Consider the following 22631-nt stretch of genomic DNA (forward strand, 5'->3'; position numbering starts at 1 on the left):
GGGGAGGGGGCGGCGGGGCCGCCTTCTTGGCCCCGCCCAAAGTGCGACCAGCGCGGCGGGCCGGGGGCTTCATACGCTCGCTCATGCCGTGAGCTCCTTCATCAGTTCGGCGTACTCGCTCAGTTCGGTGGGGATCTCGCCGAAGGCCTCCATGTAGTGCACCCAGGAGTGGATGACGGTTTCGGCGAGGGGGAACGGCTCGTCGCGGTCCTGGCCGATGCCCTCACCCTTCTCGGGCTCCAGCAGCTTGTCCTTCGCGTTGCGGGGCAGGCTGGTGCGGTCGTCGGCCTTCACGAGGACCACGTGGGCGGTGACGTCGCGGGTGTTGCGGGCGGCGGCGCGCTCGGCTTCGTCGAAGGTGGCCACGAGCTTGCGGCGCTCGATCTTGGTGGGGGCGACCGGCACGAGCAGCCGGTTCGCCTCGGTAACAGCCTCGTGGAACAGCTTCGCGCTGCCGCCGCCGGCGTCGACCACGATCGCGCCGAACTTGGCACGCTTCTCACGGATGTACTCGGCGATGTCATCGAACGGGTACCGCTCGACCACGAGGTTGGCGGGGATCTCGAAGCCCTCGGCCTGGGCGACCTTGAACCAGTCGTAGGCGGACTGGCTGGTCGCGTCGGCGTCCAGAAGCAGCGTCGGCAGGTCGAGGATGACGGCGTAGTAGAGGGCGATGAACCAGGCGGAGGTGGTCTTGCCGGTGCCGCCCTTGAGCATGCCGACGACGATCACGAACGCGTCCCAGGCGCGGGCTGTGGCCGCCGCCAGGGTCTTGATACGGGTGTTCTCGTTCACGGGTGCTTGTTCTCCTGAAACTGGAAGGTGCGTTGACTTGGCGCGGGTTGTCGACGGCGTCGACGCTTGTTTCTGGGACTGGCTGCTGCTGGGGAGCGGAGGCGCCCTTGCTGCGCAACCGAAGCCGGGATGCTGCATGGGCGGGGTATTGATCCGAGCGGCACCGCGCAGCTCGGTCAGGATGCCCTGCGGGCGCAGCGGGGAGCCGTCCGGCTGGCGGAACACCAGGCCCTTCAGAGGGGTGCCTGGGGGCTGGCCGGCCCGGGCGAGGGCGGCCTGGCGCTCCAGCGCGGCGGCGACCCGCGGGGACAGGCTCACCCAGTTCCGGCTCGCCTTGGTCTTGGGGTGGCCGAGGTAGGGCCGGTTGTTGTTGACGGGCGTGAGGTTCCACCGCACCAGCAGGGTCTTCTCGGGCAGATGGACGTCGGTCCAGTGCAGGCCGAGGGCCTCGCCGCGGCGCATCCCGGTGCCCAGCAGCAGCTCGAGCCAGGTGTGAACGGTTGACGAGATTCCGCCGATCTTCGTGATCGGTCGGGATCTTTGTCGTTTCCGGGGCTTGTTCGAGGTGGTGTCCGGCGGCACAACCGCGCCGTATTTTGTGACCTGCGCCACAGCTGATCATGCGGGCGCGGGGTGTCTCGTCTGTTGTTGGTGAGCAGCGACGAACGGAGACATCATGAAGATCTTCATCGCCGGAGCGTCCGGCGCGATCGGCGGCCACCTCGTCACCCAACTCGTGGCACGCGGGCACGAGGTGGTGGGCACGACTCGCTCGGCGGCCAAGACCGGCGCGTTGCGCGCGCTCGGCGCCGAGCCGGTGGTCGTCGACGCGCTCGACCCGGACTCGGTGGCCGACGCGGTGGCCAGGGCAGAGCCTGAGGTGATCGTCCATCAGCTCACCGCGATAGGCGGGCCGATGAAGATGCGCAACATGAAGCGGATGGTGGCTGCCACCAACCGGCTGCGCACCGAGGGCACCGACCACCTGCTGGCCGCCGGCCGCGCCGTCGGCGTCCGCAAGTTCGTGGCGCAGAGCAACGCGATGTGGATGGAGCGCACCAGCGGGCCGATCGTCGGCGAGGACGGCCGGATCGAGCCGAACCCACCTGCCGACATGGAGGAGACGGTGGCCGCGTTGCGCTACGTGGAGGACGCGATGACCGGCATGACCTGGGCCGACGGCATCGCGATTCGCTACGGTGGCTTCTATGGGCCGGGGACTGGTATCGAGGCCGCACCGGACGCCGTAATGACCCAGATGATCCGCAAGCGAAGGTTCCCGATCGTCGGTGGCGGCGCCGGGGTGTGGTCGATGGTGCATATCGCCGATGCGGCGTCGGTCACGGTCGCGGCGATCGAACGCGGCAAGCCCGGGATCTACCACGCCGCCGACGACGACCCGACAGCGGTGCACGTCTGGCTGCCGGAGCTGGCCCGCGCGCTCGGCGCCAAACCGCCGCGCCGCGTACCGGCGTGGCTCGCCGGCCTGCTGGGTGGCAAGGGCCCGGTGGACATGATGATGCGGGCTCCCGGTATCTCCACCGAGAAGACCAAACGCGAACTGGGCTGGACGCCCCGGTACCCGAGCTGGCGCACCGGTTTCACCGACGGAATGAGCTGACGCGACATGTCCACCTCGGATCTGTATGGCGAGCTGCGGCCGCGGGCGTTTGCCATCGCCTACCACATGCTCGGAAGCGTCGGCGAAGCCGAGGACGTGGTGCAGGAGGCGTTCCTGCGGGTGCACCAGACCTTGCGGAAGGACGAGCCGATCGCCTCGCCGCGGGCGTACATCGCCACGCTCGTCACCCGGCTGGCCATCGACCAGCTTCGCTCGGCACGGGTGCGGAGGGAGCGGTATGTCGGCGAGTGGCTGCCAGAACCGCTGGTCACCGATCCCACGCCGGCCGAGCACGCCGAGACCGCCGACTCGCTGTCGCTGGCATTTCTGGTGCTGCTGGAGAGCCTGTCGCCACGACAGCGGGCCGCGTTCCTGCTGCGCGAGGTGTTCGAGTATCCGTATGCGGAGGTCGCCGAGATCATCGGTACCGATGTGGACAGCACACGGCACCTGGTCGCACGGGCCCGCGGCCACGTTCGGGAGCACCGACCGCGCTACTACGCCTCTCGGCGGCAGCGAGAAGAGCTGGCTCAGCGCTTCTTCGCCGCCGCCGAGCAGGGCGACCTGCGGGCGCTGGAGGCGCTGCTGACGCAGGATGTGGTGGCGCACGGCGACGGCGGCGGCAAGGTGCCCGCGCTGGGCCGTCCGGTCAAGGGCCGGGAACGCGTGGCGAAGATCGTGCTGACCGGGTTGTCCGTGCTGGCGCGCGCGGGCGGGCGCATTCAGGTCACCGAGGTCAACGGCCAGCCCGGCGCCACGGTGTTCGACGCGCAGCACCAACTGGTCGCGGTCATGGGGCTCGACATCGCCCAGGGAGGGATCCAGACGATCCACTCCATCGTCAACCCCGACAAGCTGCGGCACTTCGACCAGGTCGGTGACCTCGCCGCCCTGGTGCGCGCGGCCCGCCGATCCGGCCACGACGGCTGAACCACTGGTGAGGTTCCCGCTGTGAGTGGGGTCGATGACCGCCCGCGGCGGCCCGCTGTCAGCCATGAAACTGAACGCAAGGCCGTCGCACGAGGGTTGGGCCGGTGTCCGTTCTCAACGAAGAAAGTCGGCTGCGAGCTGCCGACCTGGACAGAACAAGTTCGTTGAGACGGCCGCTTACCTGGCAACCGGCTGTTCTGACCTGGTCCGACTGGGGTGATGTCAGCGACGTGCGGTATCCGCCGACGCGCGTATCAACCTTCGAACAGTGGCTAACGGGGATGTTGGCGGAGGATGGATGCATGATCGGTGACCGTTGGGGTGTGAGCGATGGCGAGATCCGGCGGTCCTACCCGTGCGACGACTTCGTCACCTCACCCGCGTTGCAGGCGTGGCGGGGGGTGGGTGTCGAGGCGCCTGCCGATGCGGTGTGGCCGTGGGTCGCACAAGTGAGGCTTGCGCCATACTCGTACGACTGGATCGACAACCTTGGCCGCCGCTCGCCTCGCGAGCTGGTAGACCTCCCTGAGCCTCAAGTAGGAGAAAAGTTCACTATCGCTGGCGGGCGTGAGCTGGGGCGCATCGTCTCGGTCGAACCGGGGAACGAGCTGACGGGCACCATCATGGGCGCCTTTATGTCCTACGTCCTCGTGCCCCAGGACCACGACACGACGCGCCTGCTGCTCAAGGTCGTCATGCAAACCAGCCGCTGGGCGGCCATCGGCCTGTCGGTCGGCGATCTGATCATGGCTCGACGGCAGTTGCTGAACCTGAAGCTGCTCGCCGAGCGGCACGAGCATTGAGCTGCGGACGCGGGTTGAGGGGCTTGGCTGAGCCGGGATCGAGGCGCTTGAGCCGTGTGTTCTGACGTCCACGGATGTAGCTGTCGATGGATGCGTAGGAGACGGAGATCTCGTGGTGTCCATGAGATGGCCCCAGATGGTCTTGGGGCCCAGCCCCTGGATGACCAGGTCGTCGACGGAGGACCAGGCTCGGGGCCGTCGGCCCGGCTACACGCGCAAGACTGTGTTCCTGGCGGCCAATGATCGGCTTGGCCCGCCTGGAGCTCAAGGGACCCCGGCCCGGGGGCCGCTGGCTCCCGCCACCGTTTTCCGATTGGATGAAGGACGGCGGCACGATCCCGCGTGACTAGGCGTATGAGGGCTCGACGTTGGTGATGCTCTCGCGGAGGCGTGCTGCTGGGGGGCTTTCCGGCGGCAGCGCTATGCGGCCGGTGGTGGTTGTAGTGGATGTTCCACACTGCGATCGCGGCTGACCGGGCGTCCTCGCTGGTGAACTCGCGGGCGTAGAGGACTTCCTCGGCCATGATGCGCTGGTAGCGCTCCACCTCCCGTTGTGCCGAGGTGTGTATGGCTTGGTTCTCTGATGCCGGGTGCCTTGCCCGACGATGCGGGCGACGTCGCCGGAGCGGTAGCAAGCGCCATTGTCGGTGACGACCCGGTGGATGTGGTTGATGCCGTGGGCGGCGAACCAGACCTTCGCCCGGGCGAGGAAGGCAGCAGCCGTCGCGCCCTTCTCATCGCCCAGCGGTTCTGTGTAGGCGAGCCGTGGGAAACCATCGACGACGGAGTGCAGGTAGACGTAGCCACGCTTTGCCCCGGCCGACTTCGCCCGACCAGCGACCTTGGCCTGATCGCTGTCCCGGCCGTGGATCCGCCACCCGCCGCCATCAGGGATCCGGCCGACCTTCTTCACATCCAGGTGCACCATGTGTCCGGGCCGACGGGCAGTGATCTTCCCCGGCTTCCGGTTGTTCTCACCGCCTGGGTCGAGATACTGACACGTTCGTCGGTGATCCGTTGCGCGGACCACTTGAGCTCGCGGCGCCAGGACTCGATCTGCTCGATGACCCATGCCGGAGTCGCGTTCGGACTCCGGTGCGGACTCGACGGCCGGTCTTGCAATCCCGCATCACCGTCATCACCGTAGCCGCCAGCGATTTACCCACTTGCCGGCGCAGGAGCGAGAGATACCCATCTCAGCGGCGACGTGGGCAATGGGACGTGTCTGGCACCGCTTCACCAGCCGCCTGTGGCCCTCGACGCTCAGGGGCGCATTCGCGTGGGGCACTCGTCGTCCTCTCGAAGTCAGACGACGGCAGGCGCAACACCTATCGTGCGCGCCTGCCGCAATGCGGCCTTTCAGCCCTTCGGTGCGACGCGGATACGGTTCCCGTCAGGATCGGCTGCGAGGAAGGTCAGCCCGAACCCCGCATCATGAGGCTCGCGCAGGATCGTGACCCCGTTGGACTTCCACTGCTCAAAGGTCGCGTTGAGCTCCTCGGGTCGTCCACCGTCAATGGCCAGGCAAACCTCACTGGTGCGCGGAACGTCCGGTGACAGATCATCGAACTGGCCAGACCACAGACCGAGGTCAGCGCCTGGCCCGAGGTCGAAGGTGATGTATCCCGGAGTCTCGAACGAGGGGCTCATGCCGAGGAGGTCGCCGTAGAACCGAGCTGCGGCGGGAGCGTCGTTCACGTAGACGATGGACACGACGGATGTGGTCATGGTTGTTCCTTCTCACAGGTGGTAGGTACGCATCCACCAGCCTGACCGGGATATGCGCCGCATCGTGTCGCAATTCCTGAAAAAATTGGTGTGTGACCCCAGACCGCTTCTTCACCCTGATGCTGCTCCTCACATCAAGGGATGCCGTGACCACACAGGAACTCGCCTCAGCGCTCGGGGTGTCCCTTCGAACCATCACCCGAGATCTGAACTGGCTCCGCGACGCCGGTCTGCCGGTGACCGCACACCGGGGCCGCCTCGGAGGCGTGACCATGCTGCCCGGATCCGGACTCGACCTCACGCGACTCACACCGGGCGAGCGTGATCATCTGTCGCTCACCGGGCTGGATGAGAAGCAACGTGCGGAGCTCAACGCATCGGTCGAAAGCCGGCGCGCGCTCTCCAAGATCGCCGCTGCACAGCCACGTCGAGTTCATGAGCTCCTGCCGCTCACCGACGTAGTGCACGTGGACAGCCGTCCCTGGCGTCAGGCACGAGCTTTCGGCACGACTCCGGCTTCGCTGATCGGCGCAGTGCGGCGAGGTCGCCGGCTACGGATCGAGTACGACAGCCCACGCGAGTCATGCCCACGCGACCTGGTCGTGGATCCCTACGGGCTGTTCGCCAAGGCCGGCGTCTGGTACCTCGTCGCCGACTGTGCCCGAGTGCCACGGATGTACCGACTCGAACGGATCACGACGTGGAAAGAAGCCGACCAGCCACGACGGATCCGCGAGAGCCAGACCCTGGCCACCGTCGCTGCAGCGCTCATTACTCAGTGGGAACACAACCACGCGATAGAGGTCAGCGCCACCATCGACCAGACCCAGATCGAGCGAGCGCAACGGATCTTTGGCCTACGACTCGTCCGGGACGACCATGAAGAATCCGCCACCGGCCGCAAGGTAACAATCCGCTTCCTGCATCTGGAGGACGTGCGAGCACTACTGCCGTTCGGGAGCGCCATCACTGTGCACGGCCCCACCGAAGCCAGGGCTCACCTTCGCGACCTCGCCACCAATCTTGCCCACCACTATGCGCCGTCACCAACGTCCTGACCCGCAACAACCAGGCCCCTATCCGGACACGCCCCGCCAGCCCGGCGAGGACCCCGCTCATAGGGGCTGTGACAGCTGAGGAACCCCCGCCAGCCAGGTGGCGACGGGGACTCCTGTGTTCGGGGACAGCCTTTGGGATGGCGGAGCCCCGCCGCATCCATCTGGCGGGATTCTGTGACGTGAGGGGGACATGGTCCATTAGCTCACGTGGCAGGCGGCACGCATGGTGCGACAGCAAGTTCCTGATCGCGAGCGACGGAGTGTAACGCTTTCAACCCACGGTGCCCGGCTTCGTTGAAGATGCCGGTTACTGCATACAGTTACTGAGCTCTTCGGGTTGTTGTCGGTCGGTGGGTGAGAGTGAGTCCGGTGCCGGCAAGGCAGCCGTCGATGAGGTCGGGCCGGAGCTGGAAATGGCGCAGGCCCCGGCGGAGGGTGCGTTCGAGGTGGTCGTCGTCGGCGAAGGCGGTGTTGGCCAGTGGGCCGCGCCGTAACAGCGACCAGACGCCCTCGACGGGGTTCAAATCCGGTGCGTATGACGGAAGTTGAATGATGGTGAGCCAGTCGTGCTCGTCCGCGTACTGGCGCATCCCGGCGGCCCGGAGGGTGTTGAGATTGTCCCAGATCAGGACGATGGGGGCCTGGAGCTGGATGTGTGCGCGGGCGACGAGGTCGCGGTAGTCGTTCCAGGCGAAGGTGTCGCGTCCTTTGCTGCGGTGCTTGCGGTGGCGGCGCGGCCGGTAGATGAGCCGGGAGGTCTCACCCGGCTTGTAGCAGCACATGGCGGCGATCGACCAGCGGCGCCAGGAACGGCCCCGCACCCGGACCACCGGCGTGTGTCCACGCCGGCCCCAAGTGCGGGCGCGCGGCGGTGTCATCGAGAACCGGCCTCGTCCTCGAAGACGATGTACGCGCCCAGCGCCGCCGCAGTCATTCCGCGTGCGGCCACACATCCTTCTTCCACAGGCCCACAGCCTGCTCGTCACGCTCGAGGGCTCTGCGGGCGGGAGATTGCCAGGACCAGCCGTGCCGGTGCAGCAGCCGCCACACCGCCGACGACGAGCAGTCCAGCCTGAACTTCCGGGCGATCAGCACTCTGATCCGGGCCAGGGTCCAGCGCTGGTCTTCCCAGCCGCGCACGGCCGGCCCCCGCGCCAGCTCTTTCTCCAACTCGGCGAACTGCTCATCGGTCAGCCGGGGCAGTTTCGGCGGTCCAGCGGAGGCGAGCGCGGCCATCCCGCCCTGCCGCCAGGCGCGACGCCAGCGTTCCACCGACCGCTCACTTACCCGCAGGTCCTTCGCGATCACCGCGGTTCTCTCACCACGAGCGAACTGCTCACCAGCCTCGTACCGGATCCACTCGCGAAACCGCCGCCGCTCCGCGGTCAGCCCACCACCCTGCGCGTACCGCATACCACCGGCCTACCGCAGGGATCACCACACGTCACCGCCCCCGACAACAATCCGAAGAGCTCAGTAATGAAGCTCATAACCGACGGCAGGGGACCATCCCCGCTGGTGCGGGGATGGTCCCATCCTGAACTCTTTCTCGGCTACAGGTGATGACTGCTCCCCGGACCCCCGGGTGGTTTCGTAGGTGGGAACGGACAACATTTGTCGGCGGTTTCCGGAAGCACTTAGCGATCACTCGGGTCGGAAATGTCGATGAGAAGTGACAACACCGGAGGCCGCAACTGATCCATGCCGTGCGCCTGGGTGAGTTTGATCCAGACGATCGTGGTCCGATGCGGGCATCCGCTGGACGCGGGCAGTGAAGGGGCGTTGCTCAAACTCGCAGACGTCGCGCTGCAAGTCGCCGAGCACACGTCGTTCGTCTCGACCTTGATCGGCTTACCAGGTGACCGGAAGTTCACGCACGCCGTAGACCGTCATGGCCGACCGCAGTGGCACTTCCTCGGGCGCGACAGTGAGACGTAGTGCCGGGAAGCGGCGAAGCAGTGCGGGGAGGGCGATGCGCATTTCGGCGCGGGCCAGTCGCTGCCCGAGGCACCGGTGGAGGCCGTGACCGAACGCGAGGTGTCCGGCCGTGGAGCGGGTGAGGTCAAGCGCGTCCGGGTCGGCGAAATGGTCAGCGTCCCGGTTCGCCGCGGAAAGCGCGACGGTGACGGACTCGCCGGCTTTGATCAGACAGCCGTGGAGCTCGATGTCCTCGAGCGCGACGCGGACCACGTGAGGGATGATCGTGAGGTAACGCAGCAGTTCCTCGACCACTGCAGGGACGTCTTCCTCCTTGCCGCGGACCTCGGCCAACTGTGCGCGGTTGGCCAGCAGAGCGAATGTGCCCAGCGCAAGCATGTTCGCCGTCGTCTCATGCCCGGCGATCAGGAGCAGGAGCGCCAGTCCGGCCCGCTCGTCCGCAGTGAGTCCCTCCTGCGCAGCGAGCCCGCTGAGCACATCTTCCTCCGGCCAGGAACGCTTGTGGCCCAGCAGGTCCCGTAGATATGCCGTGAGCTCCCTGACCGCCTCCTGCCGGCGTTCCGGTGTGAGGTCGACGTTCAAGAGCGTGGCGGCGTTTTGCTGGAACCCCTGCCTGTCGGAGTAGGGCACCCCGAGCAGTTCGCCGATCACTTGTGACGGGATCGGCAGCGCGAATGCCTTGAACAAGTCGGCCGGGCCCCCGGCGAGCTCCATCGCGTTCAACTGGTCATTGACGATCGCTTCGATCTCCGGTTCGAGGAGTTTCATCCGGCGCACCGTGAAGTCACCGGTGAGCAACCGCCGATAGCGGTCGTGCTCGGGCGGGTCCATGCGGAGGAGGAATTCCGGCGGCACGGGCGCCGTTGCCGGCTGGGCGATCGGTGAGCGCATGTGGTCCGGGCGGACGCTGAATCGGGGATCGGCGAGGATCGCCCGCGCTGCGGCGTAGCCGGTCACCAACCACCCCTGACCACCGTCGAGGTAGGTCATCCGATGGATTGGGCCGAGCCCCTGCCGGCGGCGCAGTTCCTCGGGCGGATCGAACGGGTTCTGGCGGGCCGTGGGCGTGACCACTGCCGGGGGCGTGCTCTCCATCGGCCGCTCCTCGGTCGGTACGGACCTCCCGATAAAACAGCACTCAATGCAAAACGTCAATGAATGCAAAATTGCATGGCATGCGGTAAGGTGCGGTCGTGACCAGCGACCCAGGGCTGCGCCAGCGGAAGAAGATGCGCACGAGGCAAGCGCTCATCGAAGGCGCCCTGCGATTGTTCGCCGAGAAGGGTTACGACCAGACAACCGTGGCGGAGATCGCGGCCACCGCAGACATCGCGACACGCACCTTCTTCAGCTACTTCGACAGCAAGGACGACATCGTCTTCTTCGACGACAGGTCGCGGCTGGAGCGCGCGGTCGAGATCATCGGAGAACGGCAGCCCGGCGAACCGGTGGCCGACCTGCTGCGGCGCGTCATCGACCAGAGTGTTTTCGCGGACACGGACTCGGAGTTGGCGCGGACGGTCGGCCCGGCTCGCACCCTGCTGATCGCGTCGGTCCCGGCACTTCAGGCGCGCGAACTGCACCTGCTGTTCGACATTCAGCTACAGCTGACCGAAGCGCTCCACCTCGCTTGCCCCGAGCTGGACCTCGTCGAGGCCGCCGCGGCGGTGGGCTCGCTGGTCGGGGCGATCAAGGTCGTCGTCGCCGCGTGCCAAAAGCGGGGCAACCGGCCGGAGCAGACCTACAAAGCCGTTCAAAGGGCCACCGACATCGCGATCGACGGCCTCAACTCGCTCCCCCGCCCGGCTTAGCGTGTTCAGCGCACGCGCACTCGGTCGTGGCACGGAGCGGTGAACGCAGTCTCTGGCCGGTTTTTGGGGCTCGGACGGGTCAGCCTGAGGCTGCGCTCTGCGCCCGGGCGGCCCGGGTGCTGGCGAGCCGGTAGGAGTCGGTGCCGGTCTCGATGATGTTCCCGCCGAAGGTGAGGCGGTCGACGATGGCCGCGCAAAGCCGCGGATCGGTGAATGTCTTTGTCCACCCTCCAAACGATTCGTTGGAGGCGATGGCGACGCTGTTCTTCTCCTCCCGCCCCGTCAGCACCTGGAACAGCAGCTCAGCGCCCCTGCGGTCCCAGTTTGGTGGCGAGTGTGTAGCGGACGCGGAAGCCGGCCATGGCGGCCTCGGTGCCGAGCGCGATCAGCAGGTGGGACTTGCCAGTGCCGGAGTCGCCGATCAGGCAGAGCGGCAGTCCCTTCTTGGCCCATTCGCAGGTGGCCAGGGTGTGGATGACGGCTGCGTCGATGTTCCCGTTGGCGTCGAAGTCGAAGACCCGCAGCGATTTCTCCCGCGGGAACTGCGCCGCCTTGATGCGCCGTTCGGAGCGGCGGCGGGCCCGGTCGTCGCACTCGGCCATCAGCAGTTCGGCGAGGAACCCGCGATAGGACATCTGGTCCCGGGCGGCTGCTTCGGCCAGTTCGGGGAACTGGGCCCGGATGGTGGGCAGCCGGAGCATGCGGCATGCCTGGTCGACGGCGGCGGTCGCGGCCTCTTCGGTCAGCCCGCGATGGCGTTTGAGTGTCACGGCATCTCTTTCTGGAGGGCGGGGCGGTCGGCCGACTGCCGTGCTCGCAGCAGCTGGTCGTAGGCCGCGACCGAGGGCAGCGGCCGGGTGTCGGGGGGGCAGCTGGGCCAGCCGCCGTTCGGTCAGCGAGGTCACGTTCGTCCGTTCCGACTCCGCAGGGACAGCCGGAGCCGCGACCTCGTCGGCTTCGGCCGCCTTCCGTGCCTCCAGGGCGACCGCGTCCGCGGTCAGAGCGCCGGCCCTGAGCGCGGAGGCAAGCCCGGCGACCAGGTGTTCGTGGGGGACGTGGCGGCCCAACAGCAGGATCTCGATCAGGGCCCGGGTGCCGTCCCGCTCGCCATGGGCAGCCTTCGCCGCCTCCCACCAGGCGTCATGGACCGGCGTGAACTTCCCTGCGGGACGGGCCTGTTCGAGGGCGGTGGCCCCGGGAAACGCACCGGGCTTGCGGACCAGGGCTTCCAGGTAGTGGTCCAGATCCAGCCGAGCCTTCCCCTTGGCGATCAGCCGTTCATGGCGGGCGACCTCCTGCTGGCCGTCGTAGATCACCAGCTCGGACACGTGCAGCATCGCCCTCACCGTCCGCCCGATCAGCCGCACCGGCACCGAGTAGCGGATGGTACGGAAACTGATCTGGCTGAAGCGGTCCACCCGCAGGCTGAACAGCCTCCCCGTCTCGAAGGGATCGTCGGGCAACGGCTGCAGCAGTGGCCGTTCAACGGCGTAGTACTCGCTCACCGGCCGCGGACGGGAGCCGATCCGGCGCGGTTCGTCCTCCTCATCCCACTGCTCAATCATCGCGTTGAGCTCGGCGAGGGAGGCGACCTCGGGGACGGGGACCATGTGATTGCGGCGGAACCAGCCGATCTGCCCCTCCACCCCGCCCTGCTCGTGCGCGCCCTCAATTCCGGGCAGGCAATACAAGGCATCGATGCCGAAGTGCGACCGGAACGCGGTCCACCGCTCGTTCTCCGCGCGGGACCGCGAGCTCAGCACCCGGGAGACCGCGGAGCGGAGGTTGTCGTAACCAACCTTGCCCGTCGGGACGCCGCCCAGCACGCTGAGAGCGTGGACGTGGCCTTCGAGGAACGCCTCCTGGCCGCAGGAGGCGAAGACGCGATGCACGGCCTTGCCCGAATACGACAGGCGCATCGCGAACACGAAGCAGGTGACCAGCTCACCGGCCAGGCGTACCTTCACGTCGCCGAAGTCCACCTCCGCCTCGGCCCCCGGCCGGTGGGACTGCGGAATGAACGCGTGCACCACCCCGCGGCCGGCCTCTACGGCGATCTGGGGACGCCGGTCGGCGACATAGGCCCGCACCATCGGATAGGTCACCGCCTCGGCCCGTGCTCGTCCAGGAGCCGGTCGAAGATCCGCTTGACCGTGTGACGCTGCTTGCGCGGCGCATCCAGATCCGCCCGGAGCATCTCGTCGATCAACGGCTTGTAGGCATCCAGACGGGTCCCGCGCGGCCGCGGCTTCTTCCGCGGCTCCGGCCAGACCGACTCCAACGCCGCCTTCACCCTGCGGAATCCGACTCCGTACTCACGCATCAACGCCCGGTACGACATCCCTGCCCGGGCATCACGGCGGATCGCCGCGTACAGGTCGACCTTGGACTTCGGTGGCGCCATCGCAGCCTCATCCCGCAGAGCACGTCAATGCCGGTACTGTCCGCGGTCGGCACCGGCGCCGACATCGGCGTGCTCGGCGCCTCGGTGTGGAACAACCCTGAGCCTGAGGCCGTCCTCGTCGTGGATTCGCGCGGCCGGGTACGCGGCGCGACGCTCGGTAACGACGTCAACCTCCGCGACATCGAGGGACGCAGCGCCCTGCCGCTGTCCCGTGCGAAGGACAACAACGCCTCATGCGCGATCGGCCCGTTCGTCCGCCTGCTCGACGAGGACTTCGACCTCGACCCCGTACGCGGGATCGACATCGACCTCCGGACCGACGGCACGGACGGCTACGTACTGCGTGGCAGCAGTTCCATGCGAGAGATCAGCCGCGACGTACTGGACCTGGTGGCCGCCACGCACGGTCCGCACCATCAATACCCGGACGGCTTCGTGTTGTTCACCGGAACGCTGTTCGCCCCCACCGAGGACAGACAGGCACCCGGTGCGGGCTTCACCCACGAGTACGGCGACATCGTGCGGATCTCCAGCCCGCGACTCGGCGCTCTGGTCAACACCGTCGTTCCCAGCGAGCAGGCCGCGCCGTGGACGTTCGGCGTACGAGCGCTGATGCGCAACCCCGCCCAGCGCGGCGTGCAGAGGCCCATGACCCGGCAGTCCACCCGCACGCCCCGCAGCCCCCCGGCGCCGCAGTCGTCATGCCGGTGCTGAGCACGGCGACGGCGGAGGGAACTTCCTCCTCCAGGCGCGGGTGCCTGCTCTGCACCTTCCTCCCTGTGCATGTGCACCAGGCCGCGTGGTCACAGGGCACCCCGGAAGCACCGGGCCCGGACCACCACATGCCTGGCCCTGCGGTCCCGTGTGCGCAGCGCTGCGCACGCCTGGTTCATGCCCGGGCAACCGGCTCCTGCCCGATCGTGGCGTGCAAGCGCCGCGTGTGATCCACATGGCGCTCGGCTCCGGTCAACGTGACCCTAGCCGTCAGGCGCGGATCCGCGCTGGAGGCGGCCAACCGCACTTCCAGCTCGCCCGGTTCGACGACGCGCCGACCGTCGCGTCCGGTGAAGGAGGCGAGGTCGGCCGGGACCGTGACACGGAGGAGCCGGGCCTCGCCCGGCTTCAGTTCGACCCGGGTGTAGCCGACGAGGCGCTGCACCGGCTGGACGACGGAGGCAACCGGGTCGTGCAGATAGAGCTGGACGACCTCGGTTCCGGACCGCTCGCCTGTGTTGCGGACGGTGAAGGTGAGGGTGAACTCGCTGTCCGTCGGAGCCTCCTGGACGTCCACGGTCAGGTCTGTCCAGTCGAACCGCGTGTAGGACAGACCGTGACCGAAGGCGAACGCGGGGGTCGGGTCGATGGTGGACACCTCGCTGACGTGAGCGAGCCGCGCCCCGAGGTACGTGGCCGGCTGGGAGCCCGGCCCGCGCGGCACGCTGACCGGGAGACGTCCGGAGGGATTGGTACGGCCACTGAGCACCCCGGCGATCGCGTGAGTGCCCTCCTCACCCGGGAAGAAGGACTGCACGATCGCAGCGGACTCCTCCACGGCGCGGCCGAGCGCGTACGGTCGTCCCGCGAGCAGGACGGTGACCACGGGTGTCTCCAGGTCGAGCAGGGCGTCGAGCAGTTGCTGCTGCGCGCCGGGCAGCACCAGCGAGTCGACGTCACATCCCTCGCCGGTGGTGCCCCGCCCGAAGAGCCCGGCGCGGTCGCCGAGCACGACCAGGGCGATGTCGGCCTCGCGTGCCACCCGGGTGGCCTCGCGGATGCCGGAGAGATCTCCGTCATCGATTCCGGTGCCGCGGGCGACCGTGATCTCGGCGTCGGGGAACTCGGCGGCGAGAGTGTCGCGCAGCGTGGGCAGCTCGATGCCGAGTGGGGTACCGGGGTGGCGGACGCCGATGTGCTGGGGGAAGGAGTAGCAGCCGAGTACGGCGACGGGCTCGTCGGCGTTGGGACCGAGCAGGGCGATGCGGCGCGGCGTCTCGAGCGGCAGGGTGCCGTCGTTGCTCAGCAGCACGACCGCTTCCTCGGCGATCGTGCGGGCCAGCGCGCGATTCTCGGGACCGTCCAGGTCGATTCGGCCGCGCAGGGCGGCCGGGTCGTCCAGGTCCACCCCGTCGAGCGTGGCCGGCACGGGGCTCCAATCCGGGTCGAGCAGGCCGAGCATCGCCTTCTGGGTGAGTGTCCGGCGCAGGGCGCGATCGACCAACGCCTCCGGTATGCGGCCGTCGATGACGGCCTCGGTCAGCGGCACGCCGTATGTCTTGACATTGGGCAGCTCGACGTCGATGCCCGCCCGCAGCGCCGTGCCGGCGGCGTCGGCCCAGTCGGCCGCGACGCCGTGCAGGGTCTTCAGGAAGGCGATGGCGAAGTAGTCGGCGACGACAGTGCCGTCGAAGCCCCACGTGTCGCGCAGCAGCCCGGTGAGCAGATTCTCGTCGGCCGCGGAGGGCATGCCGTCGGTGTCGGTGTAGGCGTTCATCACCGACCGGGCGCCGCCTTCACGGATCGCCATCTCGAAGGGAGGCAGCAGAACGTCGGCGCGTTCACGCGGGCCCACGGAGGAGGGAGCGAGGTTACGGCCGGCCCGAGAGGCCGAGTAGCCGGCGAAGTGCTTGAGGGTGGCGACGATCCCGGCGGACTCAAGGCCCTGCACGTATGCCGTCCCGATGGTGCCGACGAGGTACGGGTCCTCGCCGATGGTCTCCTCGACCCGGCCCCAGCGGGCGTCGCGCACCACATCCAGGACGGGCGCGAGTCCCTGGTGGACGCCGACGGCACGCATGTCGCGGCCGATGGCGGCGGCCATGCGCCGCACCGCGTCCGGATGGAAGGTGGCGCCCCAGGACAGCGGAACGGGGTAGGCGGTCGCCCCCCAGGCGGCGAAGCCGGCCAGACACTCGTCATGCGCGAGAGCGGGGATGCCGAACCGGTTCGTGGCGGCGATACGGCTCTGGGTGCGGGCCAGGGAGAGTGCACCCAGGGCGGGGTCGACCGGGACCGTGCCGAAGGGCCGGGTCAGTTGGCCCAGTCCGTTGGGCAGGAGCGCGTCGAGATCGACGGCCTCCTCCATGTCGTGCTGGTGGGGGGCCACTTCACCGCCCTGATCGGAGGCGCCCACCCACACTCCGTACAGCTGGGCGATCTTCTCCTGAAGGGTCATCGCGTCGATCAGGGCGTCGACTCTCGCGGGGACGGAAATGGTGGGGTCGTTCCAGAGGGAGATTTCGGTGGTGTTGTCCACAGCCACGTTGGCGTTCACTTTCCTCCCACGCCCGTCAGCCCCTTGGCCAGGGCGCGACGGGCGAACAGGTAGACGAGCAGGGCGTCAGCGTCGGTCAACGGCTGAATCCGGCGGTCAGACCGCTCAGCAGCTGGCGGCGGCCGAACGCGTACAGGATGATCAGGGGCAGGGTGGTGAGGACAACGGCGGCCAGGAGAGCGGGGACGTTGACCCCGTACTCGCCCTGGAAGGTCCACAGGGCGAGCGGCAGAGTCCGCTGGGAAGGGCTCTGGGTGAGGATCAGCGGCAGCAGGAATCCGTTCCAGATGGTCAGCGCGTTGAAGATGGTCACGGTGAGGATGGCCGGGCGGGTGAGCGGCGCTGCCAGGCGCCACAGCGTCCCCCACTCGGTGGCTCCGTCCACCCGCATCGAGTCGAACAGCTCCTTGGGCACGTCGCGGATGAAGTTGGCGAGTATCAGCACGGACAGCGGGATGGCGAAGGCGATCGACGGCAGGATCAGCGCCAGCAGGCTGTCGTACAGCTGCAGCTTGATGATGATCAGATAGATCGGGATGGCCGTCGCCTGCAGCGGGATGGCGAGGCCCATGAGGAACATGCCGTTCACCACGCGCAGGAACCGCATGCGCCAGCCGCGCACGATGGCGTAGGCGGCCATGAAGGAGAACGCGACCGCCGGCACCACCGCGCCGGCGGTGACCACGACGCTGTTCCAGAAGTAGCTGATGAAGTCGGACTCGAAGACCAGCTCGTAGTTGTCCAGTGTGGGGTCGGTCGGCGGTGCCAGCGGGTTGCTCGCGTAGTAGTCGCTCCGGGCCTTGAGGCTGGTGATGAGAATCCAGTAGAGGGGTACGACGACGACGGCGAGCCAGAGCCATCCGGCCAGACCGCCGAGCCAGTTGCGCCGACTAGCGGTCGCACCGGGACGGTGCCCCCGCTCGCGTGGGGTGGTCTTCTGCGGTTGCGGCTTGGTCAGCGTGGTGGTCATGTCAGACTCCCTCAAGCTGGCTCTCACCGGCGTCCCGGCCTCCGAGCCGGCGCAGCAGCAGGGCGATGGCGAGGCCCATCAGGACGAGGATGACCGCGATGGCGCTGGCCGGCCCCATCAGGTCGGCCTGGAAGCCCCGTTTGTACATGTCCAGCGCGAGGACCCGGGTGGCGTCTCCTGGGCCGCCCTCGGTCAGGACGAAGATGAGGTCGAAGAAGGTGAGCGAGCCGATCACCATCAGCGTCGACGAGGTGATGATGGTGTATTTGAGCTGGGGCAGCGTGATGCTGAAGAACTGGCGGATCTGCCCGGCGCCGTCCAGCTGCGCGGCCTCGTACAGGGACTGCGGGATCTGCTGGACGCCCCCCTGGTAGATCAGCGAGTGGAACGGGACGAACTGCCAGGAGACGACGAAGACGACGACGCCGAAGGCGAGCCAGGGGCGCCCCAGCCAGTCCTTGCTGAGCCACTCGAACCCCAGCCCGGCGCCCAGCCCGAAGTTGGGGTCCAGCAGCGCCCTGTACGCGACCGCGATCGCCGCGGAGCTGAGCAGGAGCGGGACGAAGTAGATCAGGCTCAGCACCGCGCGGTAGCGCTGGCGGCCGGCCAGGAACGTGCCGAGCAGAATGCTCGCCGGAGTCTGAACCGCCCAGGACACGGCCATCACCAGGAACGTCACCCAGAGGGCGTGCGGCAGCCCGGGGCTGGTGAGCACCGCACGCCAGCTGGTCAGCCCGGACAGGTGGATGTCGCCGATCCCGTCCCACGTCGTGAAGCTCAGCACGAAGACGCCGACGAGCGGGATGACGGCGAAGCCGACGAAGAAGACCAGCGCCGGCACGGCCAGCCAGGGCAGGATGCTGCGCCGGCCCTCGCGCCCTGTAGAGCCCGTGAGTGCGCTCACTTGCCGATGACCTTGTTGAGATTGTCGGTGAACTGCCGTGGCGAGATGGACAGCTGGAACAGCTTGGCGATGTTGTCCAGCAGCGTCTCGGCGGCCGTCGGGCTGAGCGCCTGGTCCCAGGACTGGCCGAACGCCTTCGCGTTGCTGGCGATGCCGTAGACGAACTGCAGGAACTCGGAGCTCTCAGATTCGGCCAGCAGCTTCTCCGAGCCCTTCCGGATCGGCACCGCCCCGGTGTCGATCCACTCTTTCACCTCCTCGTCCGCGAGGACGCCGGTGGCGAGGAAGTCCTTCGCGATCTTCTTCTGCTTGGCGCTGGCCTTCGAGGAGATGGACAGGTACTGGGCGGGGTTGCCGACGGAGTTGCCCGGATCGCCCTTGCCGCCTTCGACGGGTGGGAAGTTCATGAAACCGAGGCCGTCGCTGGAGACGAAGTCTCCGCCCTCGGTCTGCTGGATGCCGTACGACCAGGAGCCGTGCAGCATCATCGCGGCCTTGTCGGTGTACAGCAGCGCCTGGTCGGCGTTGGAGTCCGCGGTGATCGAGGAGAAGCCCTTGATGAATCCGCCCGCCTTGACCAGCTCCTGCACCTTGGTCAGAGCGTCGATGGCGGCCGGGTGGGACCAGGCGTCCTTCTCGCCGTCGAAGACGGCCTGGAACACCTCGGGGCCGCCGATGCGGTCGAACAGGAACTCCAGCCACATCATGTTCGTCCACCGGGACTGGCCGCCGAGGGAGAACGGCGCTATGCCCTCCGCCTTGAACTTGGGCACCAGGGCCATGATGTCGTCCCAGGACTGGGGCGGCTCCACGCCGACGTCGTCGAAGACCTTCTTGTTGTAGAACAGGACGACCGGCTCCACGCTCTCGAACGGCATCGCGTAGATCCTGCCGTCGACGGTCGCCGCGCCGAACGAGGACGGGAAGAGCCGGTTCTTGATGTCAGGGTTCTCGTCGAACCACGGGGTGAGGTCGTCGACCTGGTCGGCCTCCACGTAGGTGCGCAGCGTGCCGCCGCCCCACCCCCAGATGATGGTGGGCGCTTTCCCGGCGCCGATGGCGGTCTTGATCTTCGTCTTGTAGGCGTCGTTCTCGAAGGTGGTGACCTCGATCTGCCCCTTGGGGTTGGCCTCGTTGAACCGCTTCACCGCACCGGTCCTGACGCCTTCCTGAGGCTGGCCGCTCAGGTGCCAGTACGTGGCCGTGCCGTCGCCGCCGCCCTTGCTGGGGCCGGACGAGCCGCAGGCTGCCAGTGCCGCGGAGGCCGGCACGCCGGCGGCCAGGCCGAGGAGGGTACGTCGGGAGAGCGCCATGTTTTTCTCCGCACTCGAGAGCCATCGGCTTCTCGTGAGTCATGGTGAAAGGTTTTCGAAATGGCCTTCTCTGAGCTCTGTTCGTGCAAATTAGGTTTCGGGCTGACGCCCTGTCAAGGTGTGTGCAAGCGCGTTGTCGTGCTGCCGCCAGCCGCGTAATATCGGGCAAGAAGGACTCTCGAGAAACCTTGGCGGGGACCGAAACCTTTTCGAAATTGACTGGTTGGGGACGGAGAGGCGATGCGATGACCACGGCTGACACACTGTCGGTGCAGGTCATGCACAAGGTCGCGCGGCTCGGCAGCCGCTGCGTCGGCAGCTGCCCGGGGCGTGTGGCCGAAGGCGGCGACGGACAGGCGGAGAGTCCACAAGCGGCGCCTCCGGACGATATGTTCGCGGGAACCCGGGAGCGTTCCGCCGGCAGAGGTCGCCCCACATGGTCCCGGTCACCTCACCCGGGTGTACGGCAGCGGCCGGTGACCGCGGTGGAGAGCGCCGGAGTGCTTGTCGAGTCGCAGCACGCGGTCCCGGAGGAGTCCCGGACCGGCGTCCCCGTGCTGCTGGCCTGGTCCGGGCGTTCAAGCCCGGACCAGGAGGGCGCGGCGGCGATCGCCCCGGCCGGCCGGAGCCTGCCCACCAAACTGCGGGTGCAGGTCTGCGCCGTCCGGGCGGTCGGGCGGGACAGTGCGGCAGTTGGCCCGCTGCGCCCGGATACGGCTGGAACCGGGCGCAAGCGCGCACGTACGGGTCGCACGTGTACCGGTCGGTATGCATGCTCCGGACCGCGTTCACCGGACGCGATCTCACACAGATCGTCGGACGTGTCGAGGTTGAGGGGCTCGTCGGCACCTCTCCGGACGAGCTCGGTGCCGGGTTGCCGTACGGTTGACCGGTTCCACTCGCATTGCCGGCCCGACCGGCAGCTCACCACACCGGTGGACGTACAGCTGGGAGGAACCGATGCGTCCGAACGCCAGGCGCACCACCTTGGCGGACATCGCCCAAGCGGCGGGAGTCTCCGTCGCGACCGTGTCCAAAGTGGTCAACGGTCGCGGTGACGTGGCGCCGCACACCCGCAGCCGGGTGCAGGAACTGCTGCATCAGCACGACTACCTCGCGCCCGTGTTCCGCCACACCGAGGTCGTCGAAAGCCCGACCATCGAGGTGCAGTTCAAGGGCGGCCTCAAGTCGTACGTGGCCGAGACCCTGGAAGGCATCCTCGACTCCGCCGCAGAATCGGGGGCCTCGGTGGTGATCAGCAAGGCGTCCCATGCCCCGCACTGGGCCCGGGACCTGGTCTCAGCCGGGCGCCGCGCCGTCATCGCGGTCACCAGCGTGTACACCACAGCGCACCTGAACGAACTGGCCCGGTCCGGGCTGCCGTTGGTCGTGCTGGACCCACTGCACCTGCCGGACAGCCGCGTCCACAGCGTCGGGTCGACCAACTTCGCCGGCGGCCTGGCCGCGACCCGGCACCTGCTCTCTCTGGGGCACCGCCGCGTCGCCTATATCGGCGGACCGGCCATGGCCGTATGCAACCAGGCACGCGTGCACGGCTACCGCGCCGCCATGGAGGCGGAAGGAGCGCAGGTACCCGACGCCTACGTCCGGCCCGGAGAATTCACGTACGAGACCGGGTTGCTCGGCGCCACGGCGCTACTGGGCCTGCAAGAGCCACCGACGGCGATCTTCGCAGGCAACGACGAGATCGCCGTCGGTGTCATCGAGACCGCCCGCACCCGAGGCCTGCGCGTCCCCGAAGATCTGAGCGTGGTCGGCTTCGACGACACAAGCCTCGCCCAGATGGCTTCACCGCCACTGACCACCGTGCGTCAGCCACTGCGGGAGATGGGCGGTGCCGCCCTGCGCACCGCCCTCCGACTGGCCAACAGTGAAAAGGTCGAGTCCCACCACATCGAACTCGCCACCGAACTCGTGGTACGCGCCTCAACGGCGCCACCCCGCGAAGAAACTTCGGCGCGTAGGTAGTCGCAGGTGAGAGGTCGCATTGATTACAGCGGGTACCTACCATGTCGGGTTGCCTGGAGCGCAACGATGCCTCCAGGCAACCGACTTCAAGCTCTAGAAGAACCCAAGCTTCTTCGGACTGTATGAAACAAGGGTGCGGGTGCGGGTGCGGGGAGCGGTGGAGACGGCCAGGATGCAGGCAGCCTCGACGGAACATCCCCGCTGCCGCGGGGGCACGCGAATCATCTACGCCTACAACAAGGTCGACTGGGGACCATCCCCGCGGATACGGGGAGCAGTTCGAACGGGGCCATCCCCGCACCCGCGGGGATGGCCCCCACTTCCACCCCAACATTCCGTGCCCTCTGGCCTGCTCCCCGCACCTGCGGGGATGGTCCCCCGTCCACCTGATTCCGGGCGGAACGCCAGACCTGCTCCCCGTTCCCGCGGGGATGGTTGTCGGTGTGCAACTGATGATCAGCGATTACGCCCGGGTCGTGGTCTTCTGCTTGAGGCGTTCGTGGGGCGTCTGGCCGCCCGAGGCCGCCATGCGGGCGATGCACCCGCAGACGGGTGCAGTCGTCGATCGCGATGAACTGGAAGTCATTGTTGCGCCCGCCGCGGCGTCCCTGGGGCATCGAGGCGAGCGGCTCGATGAACTTCACGTCGATCTGCACGCGGTGGCCGGGCAGTTGCTTCTCATACCGCTTCCATCGGCGGTCGTGACGCTTGTAGCGCTGGGAGGCCGGCAGGTGGCCCATGTCCAGGCGGTTGAGGATGCACCAGACGCCGGACCTGCTGATGGTGATGTCGTGGTACCGCTCGAGATACATGGCGATTTCCTCGGGCCCGAAGTGGTAGTTCTGCCGCAGATAGATGATCTTCCCGACCACCTCGACGTGCGTCGCGTTGGGGCTGTGCTTCGGTGCCTTGGAGTGGGTGCGCAGCCCTTCGGTGCCCTCGGCCTGGTAGCGGCGGTACCAGGTGTAGTACGCCTGCCGGCTGATCCCGAAGTACCGGCAGGACATGGCTACGTTCCTGGTGACTTCTTCGATGTGACGTATCACCACCCCGCCACTTGGCCTCGCGGTCAAGCGGCGGGGTGGTGGGGGTGGTT

At 67.8% G+C, this 22631-nt stretch carries 13 protein-coding genes and 5 pseudogenes; 7 read left to right on the forward strand and 11 right to left on the reverse strand.

What is annotated here, in order from left to right; all coding sequences use genetic code 11:
* Positions 1-81 precede the first annotated feature (81 nt).
* Positions 82-1407, reverse strand: a complete 1326-nt coding sequence (locus G5C60_RS37195) for a tyrosine-type recombinase/integrase (RefSeq protein ID WP_165266182.1) — start codon at positions 1405-1407, stop codon at positions 82-84.
* Positions 1408-1471: 64 nt separating this feature from the next.
* Here G5C60_RS37195 and G5C60_RS37200 point away from each other — a divergent pair, with 64 nt between their 5' ends.
* The 3 genes from G5C60_RS37200 (at position 1472) to G5C60_RS37210 (ending at position 4149) form a co-directional block, all read left to right on the forward strand.
* The gene (locus G5C60_RS37200; RefSeq protein WP_165266184.1) at positions 1472-2416 is read left to right on the forward strand and encodes an NAD-dependent epimerase/dehydratase family protein; all 945 of its coding nucleotides are present in this window, start codon (positions 1472-1474) and stop codon (positions 2414-2416) included.
* A 6-nt stretch (positions 2417-2422) separates the two neighbouring features.
* Positions 2423-3346, forward strand: a complete 924-nt coding sequence (locus tag G5C60_RS37205) for an RNA polymerase sigma-70 factor (RefSeq protein ID WP_165266186.1) — start codon at positions 2423-2425, stop codon at positions 3344-3346.
* 302 nt (positions 3347-3648) lie between these two features.
* A complete protein-coding gene (locus G5C60_RS37210; RefSeq protein WP_165266188.1) occupies positions 3649-4149 on the forward strand; it encodes a polyketide cyclase in 501 nt (166 codons plus the stop codon).
* Between the two features lie 346 nt (positions 4150-4495).
* On the opposite strand, the pseudogene G5C60_RS37215 reads toward G5C60_RS37210, so the two are convergent.
* Positions 4496-5437: pseudogene (locus G5C60_RS37215) on the reverse strand (integrase core domain-containing protein).
* Positions 5438-5508: 71 nt separating this feature from the next.
* Positions 5509-5877, reverse strand: coding sequence for a VOC family protein (locus tag G5C60_RS37220; RefSeq protein ID WP_165266190.1), 369 nt, complete (start codon positions 5875-5877; stop codon positions 5509-5511).
* A gap of 92 nt (positions 5878-5969) precedes the next feature.
* Here G5C60_RS37220 and G5C60_RS37225 point away from each other — a divergent pair, with 92 nt between their 5' ends.
* Positions 5970-6935: a WYL domain-containing protein gene (locus tag G5C60_RS37225; protein ID WP_165266192.1), complete on the forward strand. Its 966-nt coding sequence runs from the start codon at positions 5970-5972 to the stop codon at positions 6933-6935.
* Positions 6936-7255: 320 nt separating this feature from the next.
* On the opposite strand, the pseudogene G5C60_RS54360 reads toward G5C60_RS37225, so the two are convergent.
* Both G5C60_RS54360 and G5C60_RS37240 read right to left on the reverse strand, forming a co-directional pair.
* Positions 7256-8348: pseudogene (locus G5C60_RS54360) on the reverse strand (IS630 family transposase).
* 438 nt (positions 8349-8786) lie between these two features.
* Positions 8787-9968 (reverse strand): cytochrome P450, encoded by a 1182-nt coding sequence (locus tag G5C60_RS37240; protein ID WP_165266198.1) that lies wholly within the window; start codon positions 9966-9968, stop codon positions 8787-8789.
* Between the two features lie 98 nt (positions 9969-10066).
* Between G5C60_RS37240 and G5C60_RS37245 the strand changes: the two genes are divergently transcribed.
* Positions 10067-10684 (forward strand): TetR/AcrR family transcriptional regulator, encoded by a 618-nt coding sequence (locus G5C60_RS37245; protein WP_338146039.1) that lies wholly within the window; start codon positions 10067-10069, stop codon positions 10682-10684.
* 79 nt (positions 10685-10763) lie between these two features.
* Here the strand turns inward: G5C60_RS37245 and G5C60_RS37250 are convergent.
* A pseudogene (locus G5C60_RS37250) lies at positions 10764-11454 on the reverse strand (ATP-binding protein).
* Positions 11451-13088: pseudogene (gene istA, locus G5C60_RS37255) on the reverse strand (IS21 family transposase). Before istA ends, G5C60_RS37250 begins: the two co-directional pseudogenes overlap by 4 nt.
* 21 nt (positions 13089-13109) lie before the next feature.
* On the opposite strand from istA, the pseudogene G5C60_RS37260 reads away from it, so the two are divergent.
* Positions 13110-13802 (forward strand): annotated as a pseudogene (locus tag G5C60_RS37260) (fumarylacetoacetate hydrolase family protein); the annotation flags it as partial.
* Between the two features lie 175 nt (positions 13803-13977).
* Here G5C60_RS37260 and G5C60_RS37265 read toward each other — a convergent pair.
* From G5C60_RS37265 to G5C60_RS37280, 4 genes are all read right to left on the reverse strand, one after another.
* Positions 13978-16359, reverse strand: coding sequence for a beta-xylosidase/alpha-l-arabinosidase (locus tag G5C60_RS37265; RefSeq protein ID WP_165266200.1), 2382 nt, complete (start codon positions 16357-16359; stop codon positions 13978-13980).
* 76 nt (positions 16360-16435) lie between these two features.
* The gene (locus G5C60_RS37270; RefSeq protein WP_165266202.1) at positions 16436-17329 is read right to left on the reverse strand and encodes a carbohydrate ABC transporter permease; all 894 of its coding nucleotides are present in this window, start codon (positions 17327-17329) and stop codon (positions 16436-16438) included.
* A gap of 1 nt (position 17330) precedes the next feature.
* Entirely contained in the window at positions 17331-18233 is a 903-nt protein-coding gene (locus tag G5C60_RS37275) for an ABC transporter permease subunit (RefSeq protein WP_165266204.1), read from the reverse strand.
* Positions 18230-19546, reverse strand: a complete 1317-nt coding sequence (locus G5C60_RS37280; protein WP_165266207.1) for an extracellular solute-binding protein — start codon at positions 19544-19546, stop codon at positions 18230-18232. The genes G5C60_RS37275 and G5C60_RS37280 overlap by 4 nt, the downstream gene beginning before the upstream one ends.
* Positions 19547-20506: 960 nt before the next feature.
* On the opposite strand from G5C60_RS37280, the gene G5C60_RS37285 reads away from it, so the two are divergent.
* A complete protein-coding gene (locus G5C60_RS37285; protein WP_165266209.1) occupies positions 20507-21535 on the forward strand; it encodes a LacI family DNA-binding transcriptional regulator in 1029 nt (342 codons plus the stop codon).
* Positions 21536-22631 lie beyond the last annotated feature (1096 nt).

This window comes from Streptomyces scabichelini (assembly GCF_011045015.1).
Lineage (GTDB): Bacteria > Actinomycetota > Actinomycetes > Streptomycetales > Streptomycetaceae > Streptomyces > Streptomyces scabichelini.